This window comes from Sporosarcina sp. FSL W7-1283, assembly GCF_038003105.1.
In the GTDB taxonomy this organism is placed as follows: domain Bacteria; phylum Bacillota; class Bacilli; order Bacillales_A; family Planococcaceae; genus Sporosarcina; species Sporosarcina newyorkensis.
In genome coordinates this window covers 3,690,018-3,703,761 of sequence record NZ_JBBOOL010000001.1, presented here as the reverse complement: position 1 = coordinate 3,703,761, position 13,744 = coordinate 3,690,018, and the positions used below count along the sequence as shown (strand labels likewise).

The 13,744-nt window shown below is 44.1% G+C and carries 11 protein-coding genes and 1 other annotated feature; of the genes, 8 read left to right on the top strand and 3 right to left on the bottom strand.

The features are described from left to right. Positions 1 to 265 precede the first annotated feature (265 nt). The 3 genes from MKY93_RS19385 to MKY93_RS19375 form a co-directional block, all read right to left on the bottom strand. Positions 266 to 1,573 carry a uracil/xanthine transporter gene (locus MKY93_RS19385; protein ID WP_340760699.1) on the bottom strand — a complete coding sequence of 436 codons (1,308 nt, stop codon included), beginning with the start codon at positions 1,571 to 1,573 and terminating at the stop codon, positions 266 to 268. A 208-nt stretch (positions 1,574 to 1,781) separates the two neighbouring features. Further along, positions 1,782 to 4,202 carry an EAL domain-containing protein gene (locus tag MKY93_RS19380; protein ID WP_340760698.1) on the bottom strand — a complete coding sequence of 807 codons (2,421 nt, stop codon included), beginning with the start codon at positions 4,200 to 4,202 and terminating at the stop codon, positions 1,782 to 1,784. A 238-nt stretch (positions 4,203 to 4,440) separates the two neighbouring features. Beyond that, the gene (locus MKY93_RS19375) at positions 4,441 to 5,145 is read right to left on the bottom strand and encodes a pseudouridine synthase (RefSeq protein ID WP_009499137.1); all 705 of its coding nucleotides are present in this window, start codon (positions 5,143 to 5,145) and stop codon (positions 4,441 to 4,443) included. 188 nt (positions 5,146 to 5,333) lie between these two features. Then, positions 5,334 to 5,554: a binding site (T-box leader), on the top strand. 84 nt (positions 5,555 to 5,638) lie between these two features. Between MKY93_RS19375 and MKY93_RS19370 the strand changes: the two genes are divergently transcribed. The 8 genes from MKY93_RS19370 (at position 5,639) to MKY93_RS19335 (ending at position 13,735) form a co-directional block, all read left to right on the top strand. Then, complete coding sequence (locus MKY93_RS19370; RefSeq protein WP_340760697.1) at positions 5,639 to 7,021, top strand: anthranilate synthase component I family protein; 1,383 nt, start codon at positions 5,639 to 5,641, stop codon at positions 7,019 to 7,021. Between the two features lie 184 nt (positions 7,022 to 7,205). Beyond that, positions 7,206 to 8,243, top strand: coding sequence for an anthranilate phosphoribosyltransferase (gene trpD, locus MKY93_RS19365; RefSeq protein ID WP_009499134.1), 1,038 nt, complete (start codon positions 7,206 to 7,208; stop codon positions 8,241 to 8,243). Further along, entirely contained in the window at positions 8,240 to 9,028 is a 789-nt protein-coding gene (trpC, locus tag MKY93_RS19360) for an indole-3-glycerol phosphate synthase TrpC (RefSeq protein ID WP_078818668.1), read from the top strand. Before trpD ends, trpC begins: the two co-directional genes overlap by 4 nt. After that, complete coding sequence (locus tag MKY93_RS19355; RefSeq protein WP_078818667.1) at positions 9,025 to 9,660, top strand: phosphoribosylanthranilate isomerase; 636 nt, start codon at positions 9,025 to 9,027, stop codon at positions 9,658 to 9,660. The genes trpC and MKY93_RS19355 overlap by 4 nt, the downstream gene beginning before the upstream one ends. Beyond that, positions 9,641 to 10,831 carry a tryptophan synthase subunit beta gene (trpB, locus tag MKY93_RS19350; protein WP_078818666.1) on the top strand — a complete coding sequence of 397 codons (1,191 nt, stop codon included), beginning with the start codon at positions 9,641 to 9,643 and terminating at the stop codon, positions 10,829 to 10,831. The genes MKY93_RS19355 and trpB overlap by 20 nt, the downstream gene beginning before the upstream one ends. Further along, a complete protein-coding gene (trpA, locus tag MKY93_RS19345) occupies positions 10,831 to 11,622 on the top strand; it encodes a tryptophan synthase subunit alpha (RefSeq protein ID WP_009499130.1) in 792 nt (263 codons plus the stop codon). Before trpB ends, trpA begins: the two co-directional genes overlap by 1 nt. A 180-nt stretch (positions 11,623 to 11,802) precedes the next feature. Beyond that, positions 11,803 to 12,831, top strand: a complete 1,029-nt coding sequence (locus MKY93_RS19340; RefSeq protein WP_078818665.1) for an ABC transporter ATP-binding protein — start codon at positions 11,803 to 11,805, stop codon at positions 12,829 to 12,831. Beyond that, on the top strand, positions 12,809 to 13,735 hold the full coding sequence (locus MKY93_RS19335) for an ATP-binding cassette domain-containing protein (RefSeq protein WP_078818664.1): 927 nt from the start codon (positions 12,809 to 12,811) through the stop codon (positions 13,733 to 13,735). Before MKY93_RS19340 ends, MKY93_RS19335 begins: the two co-directional genes overlap by 23 nt. The last annotated feature ends 9 nt before the right edge of the window (positions 13,736 to 13,744 follow it).

Here is a 13,744-nt window from a genome sequence, read left to right as displayed (position 1 = left end):
CAATCTCACACTACTTACAGTGAATTCGCTATGTAGTAAAGCATACTTCGTAGGGATTGTAGCGGAAGATGGGCGACTCCAGCGGGATTAGCGTGACAGGTGAGCCCCTGGACTGAGCGAAAGCCGTAGCGAAGGACGGCTTTTGCGAGTAAAAGCGAAGCGTTAGGAGCACATGCACTTAGAAGGAAGCGGCCCACCGCACGCCCTGTATTCTTTTCTTGCATTTCTTCCTTTATAACTTTAACATTTGGCTGCAGTCTGAAGTTTATAAAATGTTGCGCTTACTGAAACGTTGACCAATCCAAAATAGTAGTTCCATTAGAAGCGCTGCCAAAATCCCGACAAGCAGTCCACTTGAAAGAAGAGGCTGCAGCAATTCAGGTAACGAGGCAAACACATCTGGCGGCAACGTCATGATCGACAAGCCAAGTAATGCAGGCAATGCCACGCGGTAAACTGTCTTAGGTTCAAAGGTCAATCCTTCTACATTACGCAATGCAGACCGGAACAATTGCAAATACGCTACGAAAAGTACCGTATTCCCAACGCTTTGTGGAATGGTGGAAAAGAATGCACTTAAAGGCGGCACGAGCCCAAGAATGATGAAGAGAATCGAACCAATGAAGAAAGGAGCTCGTTCTTTAATACCGCTGGACTGCAAAAAACCAATAGAAGAAGCGTAAGGAGCGTACGGTACGAGCCCGAGAGCACCTGCCCCGACATTCAACCCCCCTGTGATGAAGAAAGACGTTTTGTACTGCTGTTTTGTTGTTTCCTTTTCAAAAATGTCCTCTGCCCCTTTTAAAGTCGCTACCGTGTTTGTTGTGTTTAATAGCCCTGTAATGATCACAGTGATGACGATACCCATTTCAATTGTTGGCTCACCCCAAGGGAACCACTGGATAAAGGGAGTTGTCTTAATCGTTTCAGCGGCCTCTTGAGGAAAAATCAACACCGCACTGATCCATCCGACAGTCATTCCAATCAAAAGATTCAAGCTGCTAATGATTCCCTTGCCTTTAATGTGAACAAGAATGGTCAAGGCTGCTAAAGCAAAAGAAAATAGCGTCATCGGCAAATTTATGTAATCGCCATTATTGAGACCGATCATCCCTTTTAAGAAGATGGTGATCAACTGATTTGCTAATAATAATAGAAAGACGAACATCACTGCTGGCGTAAACCACTTTTTCAGTATTTCCCCCATACCTAGAACGCCAAGAATGGCAACGAGCACGCCTGAAATCATTGCACCTACCGCAATGCTGCCCCCCACAGTGGCTAGGCTCAGTCCCATCGCATTTGCTGTTCCTGCCAAGCTAAGTACAACTCCCCACCATAGTCCAGATTGACCTTCCATCAATGCCAAACGATGTCCCAATGTACCTTGTAATAGGCAGGCAATTCCTGTGAAAATAAATGAACGTTGAATCGCAGAGACAATTTCAATTTGTTCTAGTTCGAATGCCGTGCCCACTGATATCGGGATGACTACCGTATTGGCAAACATGAAAAAGAGCCATTGAAATCCTGCTAACGCGGTAATGGAATACCGCATCTGATTTGTTCCCACCAAACATCTCCCCCTGTGAATACTTTTTGACGATTTTTGACTTAATTAAAGAGTTTAAATATAGTGAAAACTATAGCACACTAGCAATTGAATTAGTATGGTTACTTGCGGATTCAAAAACAATTTTAATGATCTAAGAGTTCTAGACATCTGTTCTGTAATAGACAAACAACCCAGCAGACGAAATGTCTGCTGGGTTGCTGCAATATTATAATATATTGTCTTCTAACAATTTTGCAATTTCTTCACTTGGCACTGGTCGGGAATAAAGAAAACCTTGTGCTTCATCGCAATTAAGAGTCTTCAAAAATTCCGCCTGCTCTATCGTCTCCACACCTTCTGCAATTACCTGAAGATGCAAGTTCTTAGCCAAATCAATGATGGCTTTGACGATAACGGAATTGTCGGTCAGCTCTCTGACGAATGACTGGTCAATTTTTAAGTGAGTAATCGGGAACTTACTTAAATAACTCAAAGACGAGTAGCCGGTTCCGAAATCATCGATGCTTGCTTTGATACCAATCTCTCGCAGTTCTTGTAACACTCTTTGGCAGTTGTTTACGTCCGATGTCATACTCTCTGTAATTTCGATGTTCAGATAGTTCGGTTGCAATCCAGTAGTGCGCAAGGTCTCTTTCACATCTGAGACAAATGTATGGCTCTTAAACTGACGCAATGAAACATTGACGCTCATGCGGAGAGGAGGGTATCCAAGGTCTTGCCATTCTTTTGCCTGCTTGCACGCGGTCTCCAACACCCATAAACCGATCGGCAGTATCAAACCCGTCTCTTCTGCAATGGGAATAAACTGACCAGGAGAAATCATTCCACGGGAAGAATGATTCCAGCGTAAAAGTGCTTCCACGCCTTTTATTTTACCGGTTGTGAAATCGAGTTGCGGCTGGTAATGGAGGGACAGCTCGTCTTTTTTGAGAGCTTGTCGCAGTTCCATCTCAAGTAAGGTCCGTTCGATTAAATCATTATAAAGTTCTTCAGTGAAAAATTGATATGTACCTTTGCCGGATTGTTTTGCCAAATACATGGCTGAGTCCGCGTTGCGCATAAGGGTATCATAATCTTCACCGTCTTCTGGAAATAAGCTGATTCCGATACTTGGAGCGATAAAGACCTCCAAATTATTGATGAGAAATGATTTTGATATTTCTTCAACTATACGCTTAGCAACTAATCGAACCCCATTTTTATTTGTGGATTTACATAATACGATAAACTCATCACCACTTAGTCTTGCTACTAGATCATTTTGCCGAACGAGTAAACCTAAGCGTTCTCCAACTGATTTCAACAGCTGGTCACCTACGTAGTGGCCCATCGAATCATTAATATTCTTAAATCGGTCCAAGTCAATATACAATAAGGCAAAAGGCTCTTTGCTTTTTGCTCGGTCTTCGATCGCATTCTCTACAGTTTGCTTGAGTAAGCGTCTATTTGGTAGATCTGTTAAATGATCATGGAATGCCATATGCTTAACTAGCCGCTCTGCTTCTTTTCGATCTGTAATGTCAATAGCAGTACCTACGACTTCTGCTACTTCGTCTTCTTCGAAAATCGGAGACAGATAGACGAGGAATGTATACGATTTATACTCTATTTCGAACTGCGAGCTAAGACCATGCAGTCCTTCTTGGAGATGCCGTTTAATTGACGTCAAGTTCAAACTTTTCTCATAGAGAAAAGCATTAAGAGTGTCTTTGGTCATGCCGAGTTTTTCAGTGATCTTTCCTTCGAGTAACGTGAAGTGAATTTGTTCATATTTATCAAGCGAGTATTTGAAAATCGCATTCTGAAGGTTCTTTACTGTTGTGGTAAAGTCGTTTTTCAGCGCCAGCTCCAAGGATTTCTCAGCTGCTTTATGAGAGGTGACATCTTGACGAATAGATATATACTGAAATGGCTTTCCGTCCGCTCCTACAAAGGGGATAATCGTCGTGTTGACCCAGTAAAACTCTCCGTCTTTGGATAAGTTTTGTATATCTCCACGCCAGACTTTTCCTTGCTGGATTGTATTCCACATCTCTTCAAAAAAACTTTTAGGATGAGTCCCGGAATTAACAACCCGATGTGTTTTGCCGATGAGTTCATCTCGCGAGTATTTTGACAGTTCACAGAAGCGGTCGTTCACATAAGTAATCATGCCTTGTGGATTGGTAATCGCTACAACAGCCGATTCGTCCAGCGCATATTTGAAATTTTGCAAGTCAGTACGTGCTTTTGCAAATTCACGAGAAACTAATTCAGGTCCCGTCACATCAATATCCAGAGATAAATAATGTGTCAAATGTCCATCGACATCGTAAATAGGAACGACCGTTGTATCCAGCCAATACTTCCTTCCATCCTTCGAAAAAATCCGCACGGACTCCTGATATACTTTATGGGTCATAAAATGCTTTTCAAAAATAAGGATTGAGTTTTCAATAGTTAATCCTCTGTTTAATAATTCCCACGTATTCCCGATTAGCTCTTCCTCACTGTAGCCCGTCAGTTTGCAGAAGTTTTGATTCACGTAGGTCAGACGACCATTTAGATCGATCAGTGAGACGCAGAATGTTTCTTCAAATAAAGTAGTTAAAGATGGATTGAATGTAGGCGTTCGTAAGGGCATCATACTAACTTCCTCTCTCAAGACTCCTGTCGCAAAGTATGAACCATACATTAGTCCTGAAGTTATATTGATATACTGAATAAGCCATATTATGCAGTTATTTTAGATAATTATACCATAAAAAAAGAGAGTATTGAACTAGTTATAGAGGGAATATAAGGATTTTTAGAGGGTTGAGTGTTAGATTATAACTACTTTTGAAAATATGGAAAGAGGGAAGTATTAGTTACCTCCCTCTTTTTTATCTTTTTGGCTGGTAGTCCAATGTATGAAATAATTCTTTCTGCTCTGAATCTGTCAATTCACGCCATTCGCCAATCGGCAGATTTCCTAACTCGATGTTGAGGATTCGTACTCGCTGTAAACGACGTACATGATAGCCGAGAGCTGCGCACATTCGGCGGATTTGTCGGTTTAGGCCTTGTGTCAGCACGAGGGAGAAGGTCCGTGGACCTAGCTTTGTCACCGTGCAAGGCTTGGTTACAGTATCGAGGATTTTCACACCATTCTCCATTTTTGAAATAAAAGAAGAAGTCAATGGACTATCTACAGTTACGATGTATTCTTTCTCATGATTATGTTCTTCTCTCAAAATTTCATTGACGATATCACCATCATTGGTCATTAAAAGCAATCCGTCCGAATCTTTATCCAATCGACCGATATGAAAAATGCGCAGTGGGTGATTAATGAAATCCACTACATTGCCTTCGATATGCCGTTCCGTTGTACTCGTTATACCGACGGGTTTGTTAAGTGCGATATAGACCAACTGTTCTTCTTTTTGTACCTGTTTACCATCTACTTCAACCTGATCGCCTGATTCGACTTTGCTGCCAAGCTCTGCTGGCTGTCCGTTAATTTTAACACGGCCGTCAGTAATCCACTTATCGGCACCGCGTCTCGATACAATGCCTGCTTCACTTAAAAATTTATTGATACGCATAAATACTCCCCTTCCGAGCTTGTTATGATAAGGTGATTATATCATTTTTACTTATTCGTAACTGAAGAAGATGTTGACATTAAAGATTCTGCATATTAAGATAAATGTACTTAACAAGATGGACAGAAGATTTCGACAGCGGAATCGTCCACGGTAGACGAGCAAAGATAGATGAGAAGAGAATAGCGAAAAGATATGAATAAGAAGAGTAGCGATTGTGCGTGCTTGCTAGAGAGTCGGTGTATGGTGGGAACCGATACACGGCAGTCGTGAATGGACTTATGGAAGCTGTTTTTTCTAATGAAAAACAGACGTGTGCTCGCGTTAAGGGCAGTGTGAAAACACATAAAGTGGGAGTGCTGCGGCGCTTCAATTTGAGGTGGCAACGCGGTTATCGATCGTCCTCTGCAACAGGCTTAATCTGTCTGTTTGCAGAGGGCTTTTTATTTGGAGAAAACTAGGCGGATATTTAGTGGAAAAGAGGAGAATGGACATGACGACAGAAAAGAAGAACTTACGAGTGACAGCAAGAAAAATTGAGGGCGATTCGTTAACGCCTATATTGATCTTCAGAAGACTAAAAGGAAGCCATAAATTTTTGCTGGAAAGTTCTTTGCAGGCAGGGGGATCAGGACGATATTCTTTTATAGGGCTGAATCCCCAGAAAGCGTACCGCGGACGCGACGGCGTAGTCGAGGAAATCGTTTATTCATCAAATAAGACGTATACGCATGAAGGAGAACTTTACACATTATTGAAGCGCTTGATGCCACGTATTACAGAAGATGCTGGATTCCCCTTCACAGGCGGTGCGGTAGGTTACGTAGGATATGGAGCCGCACGTAATGGTGAAAAGCGCACAGCGGACGATCTGCATATACCAGATGTCTACTTCAATATTTACGATACCGTTGTCATTTACGATCATCATAAGCATGAAGTGACGTTGTTGCATACTGAGATCAATCCTGTCTATGAAACACCTGATCTAGATGCCATCGAGGATATGATCATCAATGGTTCGGTAGAAAAAGAAGAAGAGGTGGCGCTTTCGGATTATCGATGTGCGATTTCGAAAGAAGAATTCGAACGGCGTGTTCAACTCGTCGTTGATGCAATAAAAGATGGTCAGGCAGAACAAGTCGTGTTGTCTCGTCGATTAGAAGCAGATATTGCAGGCGATCCATTTGTATTGTACCGCAAACTGCGCCGAAGCAATCCATCGCCTTACATGTACTACATGGAATTTGACGATCATACTGTTATCGGTACATCTCCGGAAAGTTTAGTGCGTGTCTCAGGAAACAAGGTGCTGACGAATCCGATTGCGGGTACTCGAAGAAGAGGCCGTGACGAAGCGGAAGATCTGGGGCTGGAAAAAGAATTGCGCAGCGATCCGAAAGAACTGTCAGAACACGATATGCTAGTAGAAGTAAGCAAAAAAGAAATGCAGCAAGTATGCCGCCCTGAAACGATTGAAGTAGCGAAGTACTTAGAAACTGTACGATACGAACATGTCATGCACTTGGTATCCGAAGTGGAAGGCGACCTAGCTCCTGGCTTACATGCATTAGATGCCTTGAAAGCAACAATGCCGGCAGGAACCGTAACAGGATCACCAAAACAAGCGGCAATGACGATCATCGACGAACTGGAAGACCAGCACCGCGGCATTTACGGAGGTGCGATCGGTTACATTGGCCTTAACGGCAATATCGACTTCGCATTGACGATTCGTACGATGCTAGTTAAAGAAGGGAAAGCTTACGTGCAAGCAGGAGCCGGAATAGTAGAAGCTTCCGTCCCGGCGCTTGAATACAAAGAAACGTCCAACAAAGCCCGTTCATTGCTCGAGGCTAATGAAACGGTGAAGTAACCTGTAAATCTGTAGATGAAATGGTAGTTGGAGTTTTATGTTTAGAACAGTCGATAGTTTTTTGCAGTGACGATTAGGTTCGACCACGCCTCGCGGAAAGCGTCCACCTGGAATGGAAATCAACGGGATCTAAATTATACTTTGAGTGTAAGTTATTTATCTCAGTTTATATAGATGAGGAGAGATGAGCTTGGAAAAGTATTTGAGCATAGTAGAGAAGAAACGTCACTTAATGTACGAAGAAATGAGAGAAGCAGCCGAATTACTATTCAGCGAACAAACCAATGAGGAACAAATTATACAATTCCTAATCGCCCTATCCAATAAGGGAGAGACCTCACACGAAGTTGCGGCACTAGCAGCTGTTATGAAATCATACGCTATGGATCTAACACCAACATCTGCACGATACCTAGACAATTGCGGAACAGGTGGAGACGGCGTCAACACATTCAACATCAGCACTACCGCTGCATTTGTACTTGCAGGCGCAGGTGTACAAGTGGCCAAACATGGCAACCGTAAAATTTCCAGTGCAGCCGGCAGCCAAGATGTGCTTGACGCACTTGGTATTCATTCCGACTACCAAACAGACGATATGCAGCGTCTGCTGGAACAGGAAGGTATCGCATTTCTGTTCGCACCGGCGATTCATCCGAAAATGAAGCGTATTGGCGCAATCCGCAATAAAATTGGCAAGCCGACGATCTTCAACCTAGTCGGCCCGCTAACGAATCCAGTTTCCTTAGAAACCCAGTTCACGGGTATCAACCGCCCAGACTTCATAATGGAATATGCGTCTGTGTTGCGGATGCTTGGTCGTGAGCGGGCGATCGTAGTAAGTGGAGCAGGCGGCATGGATGAAGCCTCTCTTGCCGGGCAGAATGAATTTGTCCTGTTGGATCACGGCGATTTGATTCCATTTTCATTAACAGCGGATGATGTAGGGCTTGAATATGCACCATTGTCTGCAATCAAAGGTGGAAGTGCAGTGGAAAATGCTGCAACGACCCGGGCGATTTTGAACGGAGTGCGCGGTCCTAAGTTTGATACAGTCGTCTTAAATGCCGGCATTGGATTGTTTGCAAACGGTCGAGTGAAGACGATTCAAGAGGGCGTTAAACGAGCGAGCGATAGTATTTTGTCGGGAAGAGCATTAGAAAAATTAGAAGCCGTTGTCGCATTCAGCGAAACGATTCGGCAAAAGGCGGTTGTCCAATGACGATTTTAGATAAAATTATTGCACAGAAGAAAATAGAAGTGGAACGGTTGCTCGCGAGCAATGTCATTTTTCCAGAGAGAGAAATTTCCCGTCCATCCTTATATAAGACATTGCGAAAAGCAAAGAAGCTCCAAGTGATTTCCGAAATGAAACGTGCATCGCCTTCTAAAGGTTTAATTGCTGAAGGAGCTAATCCTGTCAAGCAGGCTATTGCTTATTATGAAGCGGGCGCTGCGTGTATATCGGTACTGACGGACAATGAATTTTTCAAAGGTTCATTTGAGGATTTGGCGGCTGTCGCAGACGTGGTTCCGATTGCGTTGTTATGTAAAGACTTCATAATTCATCCGATACAGATCGACCAGGCGAAAAGTGCGGGGGCGTCCGTTATTTTATTAATTGTTGCGGCATTAGACGATCAGACGCTTGGGAGTCTGTATACGTATGCAAACGAACTTGGATTGGATGTGTTAGTAGAAGTCCATAGTGTGGAGGAATTACAGCGTGCGTTGGCAATTGATGCGAAAATTATTGGAGTCAATAATCGAGATTTGCGTACGTTTGAAGTTGATTTAGCGCAGACCGAGCTGATCGCGGAACAGTTCCCATTTGATGAAGAACGTGTCTTCATCAGTGAAAGCGGCATCTGGAACCCTGAAGATGCGGAACGTGCTGCGAAAGCGGGGGCGAGCGCGGTGTTGGTTGGAGAATCGTTGATGCGCAGTGATTCAGTGAAAGATGCATTACGGGCGCTACAAGTGGAAAAGCAAGGGATCCGTTCATGACAAAGGTGAAGATTTGTGGTCTGATTCAGGCAGAACATGTGCGGGCGGCAGTAGATGCAGGCGCAGACGCAATAGGATTTGTCTTTGCGCCGAGTCGGCGGGAAGTGACGATTGAGCAGGCGCGGGAACTTGCGAAAGGCATTCCGGAATCGGTCCTGAAGATTGGTGTATTCGTGGATGCATCAAAGGAAGAACTGCAACGAACATTCAAGGAAGTGCCTCTGGATTATATTCAGTATCATGGGAATGAATCACCAGAATTCATTCGGGAGGTCGGTTTGCCATCCATTAAGGCATTAGCGATCCGCGATGAAAAGGATGCTAAACGTGCTGCTGCCTATGATGTGGATTACTTTTTATTCGATACGCCAGGTGTGGAGTATAAAGGTGGCAGTGGCAAGACGTTTGACTGGTCGCTGCTCGCAGACGCAGGTGTTTCACTAGAGCAAACGATTTTGGCAGGTGGTTTGCATGCCGGGAATGTGCAAAGGGCGATCCAGCAAGTGCATCCATATATGGTAGATGTATCGAGCGGAGTAGAAATTGATAAGCAAAAAGATGCGGAACGTATTCGGGCGTTTATTCATAGAGCGAAGGGTAGGAGTGATCAAGATGCAGAAGACAGAAACTAAAGGACGTTATGGAAAGTTTGGCGGACAATTTGTTCCTGAGACATTGATGACAGCGTTGCAGGAATTGGAAACGGCTTATGAGGAAGCGCAGCAAGATCCTGCATTTAGTGAAGAATTGAACGGCTATTTGAAGGACTTTGTTGGACGGGAGACTCCGCTGTTTTTTGCAGAGCATCTGACGAAGCATGCAGGCGGAGCCAAGATTTATTTGAAGCGCGAGGACTTGAATCATACAGGTGCGCATAAGATCAATAATTCATTGGGGCAGGCATTGCTGGCGATCCGAATGGGCAAGAAGAAGATCGTGGCAGAAACGGGTGCTGGTCAACACGGTGTCGCTACGGCAACGGCTTGTGCTTTGCTTGGTTTAGAATGTGTCGTCTTCATGGGGAAAGAAGATATTCGTCGTCAGGAATTGAACGTTTTTCGCATGGAGCTGCTCGGTGCATCCGTTGTTTCTGTCGATAAAGGAGCAGGCACGCTGAAAGACGCGGTCAATGAAGCACTGCGTTATTGGGTATCCAATGTAGAGGATACGCATTATATTCTCGGATCAGCACTCGGTCCACATCCATTTCCGCAAATCGTCCGTGATTTTCAATGCGTCATCGGAAATGAAACGAAACAACAGATAATGGAGAAGGAAAATCGCCTTCCCGATGCAGTTGTCGCGTGTATTGGAGGTGGCAGTAATGCAATTGGCATGTTCCATCCATTTGTTGACGATGAAGATGTTAAATTATATGGAGTTGAAGCGGCAGGAAGCGGAATTTCAACAGGAAAGCATGCGGCAGCGATTGCAGGTAAACAAGAAGGCGTTTTACACGGAGCATATATGTATGTGTTGCAAGACGAGGATGGATTCATTCAGGAAGCACATTCCATTTCGGCCGGTTTAGACTATCCGGCAGTTGGTCCTGAGCATTGCCATTTGCACGATATTGATCGTGTCCAGTACGATTCTGTGACCGATCAACAAGCATTAGAAGGTTTGCAGTTATTGTCTCGTGTGGAAGGCATCATTCCTGCTCTTGAAAGTGCGCACGCGGTCTATTATTCTGTGCAATTGGCTAAAAAAATGAAGGAAGAAGAAATTCTCGTCATCTGTTTATCGGGCCGTGGAGATAAGGACGTCCAAACTGTACGGGATGCGTTAGGAGGCCAAGCATAATGACAAAACAAAAGGTAATGCAGGCAATTTTGCAATGTAATGAACGAGGCGATAAGGCGTTTGTTCCTTATATTATGGCAGGCGATGGTGGTTTGCAGACGTTAAAAAAGAATATTTTATTCTTGCAGGAGGCAGGTGCAGCCGCGATTGAAGTAGGTATTCCGTTTTCTGATCCGGTGGCCGATGGTGAAGTGATCCAGCAAGCAGGTGAGCGGGCTTTGACAGAAGGCGTAACGCTTCGCAAAGTGATGGCTGAACTAGCTTCATTCAAAGAAGAAGTGACAGTGCCGCTCGTAATCATGACGTACTTGAATCCTATCCTGAGTTACGGATTGCAAGCGATGGCTGCTGACTGTGAGAACAGCGGAGTGTATGGTCTGATTGTGCCGGATCTGCCTTTAGAGGAAAGTGGTCTGCTGAAATCTGCTTTAGAAGGTACGGATATCGCGCTGATTCAACTTGTGTCGTTAACGAGTCCGGCTGAACGTATTAACGCAATTGCTGAAGCGGCGGAAGGTTTTATTTATGCTGTGACAGTTAATGGCATTACCGGTGTTCGTGATTCCTTCACTGAAGGTTTAGAAGACCACTTGGAACGTTTGAAAGCTGCAAGTTCCGTTCCTGTTCTCGCTGGATTTGGAATTTCCACACCAGAGCATGTACGAAGTTTAGGTGCGTTAGCTGACGGTGTCATCGTCGGAAGTGCGATTGTGAGTGCATTTCATGAAGGTGATTTGCCGACAATTCGAACGCTGATCGATGCTTCGAAAAATCAAGTTTCGCAAATATAATGCTAGACCGAATGACTGGAGAAATTCAGTCGTTCGGTTTTTTTGTTTGTGTACAATATGTGCGAACATTACTTTATACGTTCTAAACTATCCACAACGACGGGAATGTGGGCAACTTTTTAAAATTCAACGCATAATTTCCCGTTACTTATTCACACTATCCGCAAAGGAGTTGATGGTATGGAAGATATCTTATTAACTATCCACAAACTCCGGACATCTTTTCAGATTCATGGAAAATTTTACCCAGCCGTTGACGGAATTTCATTGACGATTCAAAAAAATGAAGTGTTGGCGATCGTTGGTGAATCGGGTTGTGGAAAAAGTGCGCTTGCGTTGTCAATCATGGGCTTACATCCATCTGATAGAACACTTGTGGAAGGCATTATCGAGTTTCAAGGCCGTAATCTGTTGCAGTTACCGATAGCAGAACTCAATCAAATCCGCGGAAAGCGACTAGCGATGATTTTCCAAGATCCGATGACAGCATTACACCCACTAATGATTGTGGGAAGGCAAATTGAAGAACCAATGAATGTACATCTGACCTTATCCACAAAAGAGAAAAAGCATCGGACATTACAGTTGCTTGAACGTGTGGGTATTCAAAATAACGAACAAGTCTATCAACAGTATCCCCACGAGCTGTCTGGCGGTATGCGGCAACGTGTACTGATTGCGATGGCACTTGCCTGTGATCCTGTGCTGCTTATTGCGGACGAACCGACAACGGCCCTCGATGTGACGATTCAAGCGCAAATCTTGGAATTGATGAAAGATTTGCAACGCCAATCGCAAGCGGGTATTTTATTGATCACGCATGACTTAGGTGTAGTAGCGGAGATGGCCGATCGTGTGGCAGTGATGTATGCAGGAGAAATTGTCGAGTTGGCACCGGTTCGTGAGTTGTTCTACAACCCAAAACACCCCTATACAAGATCGCTTCTTCAATCACTTCCTTCGGCCACCGGTCAAAAGCAGAAATTGCATGTCATTGAAGGCATTGTTCCAGCCATTGAACATCTTACAAGGAATGGTTGTCGTTTCGCCTCTCGTATTCCGTGGATTTCGAATGAATTGCATGAAGGCGAACCGATATTGCATGAAATTGCTGCTGATCATTTCGTTCGTTGTCGATGTCACGAACACTTCTACTTGCCTGCGGAAAGAATGGGAGACGAAAGCAATGCCTCTATTACAGCTACATGACGTGACGGTTCAATTCCCTGAGAAAGGTGGTTTTTTGAAACGGACTATTCCACCGCGTTCTGTCGTGGATCAAGTAAGTTTTCAAATTTTCCAAGGTGAAGTTTATGGTCTCGTGGGGGAATCTGGATGTGGCAAGTCGACAACAGCGAGAGCGATCATGGGCTTGAATTCGTTAGCGAATGGACAGATTTTATTCCAAGGTGACGATTTATACCAGATGTCTCGAGCGTCACGGAAATTGCGGATGAAAGATATCCAAATGATATTCCAAGACCCTTATTCTTCGTTAAATCCACGAAAAAATGTCTGGAATATTATTGCGGAACCGTTGCGTAATTTTGAAAACCTCTCTAAAGAAGAAGAGCTGGCAAAAGTTCAAGAGTTGGTGGAGCGAGTAGGTTTGAATGCTGAATCAATATATCAGTATCCTCATCAATTTTCAGGCGGACAGCGGCAGCGTATCGGTATTGCTCGTGCGCTCGCTTTGCGTCCGCAGTTACTTATTGCGGATGAGCCGGTCTCTGCACTCGACGTTTCTGTGCAGGCTCAAGTACTAAATTTCATGAAAGATATTCAAGAAGAGTTTGAGCTGACTGTGTTATTTATTTCTCACGACTTAGGAATTGTTCGCCATATGTGTGATCGGATTGGCATCATGTATAAAGGACGTTTGGTTGAAGAAGGGACAGTCGAAGACATTTATGAACGGCCCAGTCATTTATATACTAAACGTCTAGTGGCGGCGATGCCGGAATTGAATCCAGAAAAACGTTCGGAAAAAGTGAAGCAAAGACGGCAGATAAATGAGCAATATGAGCTGGCTGCAGATCAATTTTTTGATTCGTCGGGCAGAATTATAGAGCTGCGGAAGATTTCAGATACCCACAGGGCAGCTTTGAAGTGAGGAGGTAAG

Excerpts from the sequence above, each read along its gene's own strand:
- MKY93_RS19380 (WP_340760698.1), bottom strand. The coding sequence starts at position 4,202 with ATGATGCCCTTACGAACGCCTACATTCAATCCATCTTTAACTACTTTA.
- MKY93_RS19375 (WP_009499137.1), bottom strand. The coding sequence starts at position 5,145 with ATGCGTATCAATAAATTTTTAAGTGAAGCAGGCATTGTATCGAGACGC.
- MKY93_RS19370 (WP_340760697.1), top strand. The coding sequence starts at position 5,639 with ATGACGACAGAAAAGAAGAACTTACGAGTGACAGCAAGAAAAATTGAG.
- trpD (WP_009499134.1), top strand. The coding sequence starts at position 7,206 with ATGAGCTTGGAAAAGTATTTGAGCATAGTAGAGAAGAAACGTCACTTA.
- trpC (WP_078818668.1), top strand. The coding sequence starts at position 8,240 with ATGACGATTTTAGATAAAATTATTGCACAGAAGAAAATAGAAGTGGAA.
- MKY93_RS19355 (WP_078818667.1), top strand. The coding sequence starts at position 9,025 with ATGACAAAGGTGAAGATTTGTGGTCTGATTCAGGCAGAACATGTGCGG.
- trpB (WP_078818666.1), top strand. The coding sequence starts at position 9,641 with ATGCAGAAGACAGAAACTAAAGGACGTTATGGAAAGTTTGGCGGACAA.
- trpA (WP_009499130.1), top strand. The coding sequence starts at position 10,831 with ATGACAAAACAAAAGGTAATGCAGGCAATTTTGCAATGTAATGAACGA.
- MKY93_RS19340 (WP_078818665.1), top strand. The coding sequence starts at position 11,803 with ATGGAAGATATCTTATTAACTATCCACAAACTCCGGACATCTTTTCAG.
- MKY93_RS19335 (WP_078818664.1), top strand. The coding sequence starts at position 12,809 with ATGCCTCTATTACAGCTACATGACGTGACGGTTCAATTCCCTGAGAAA.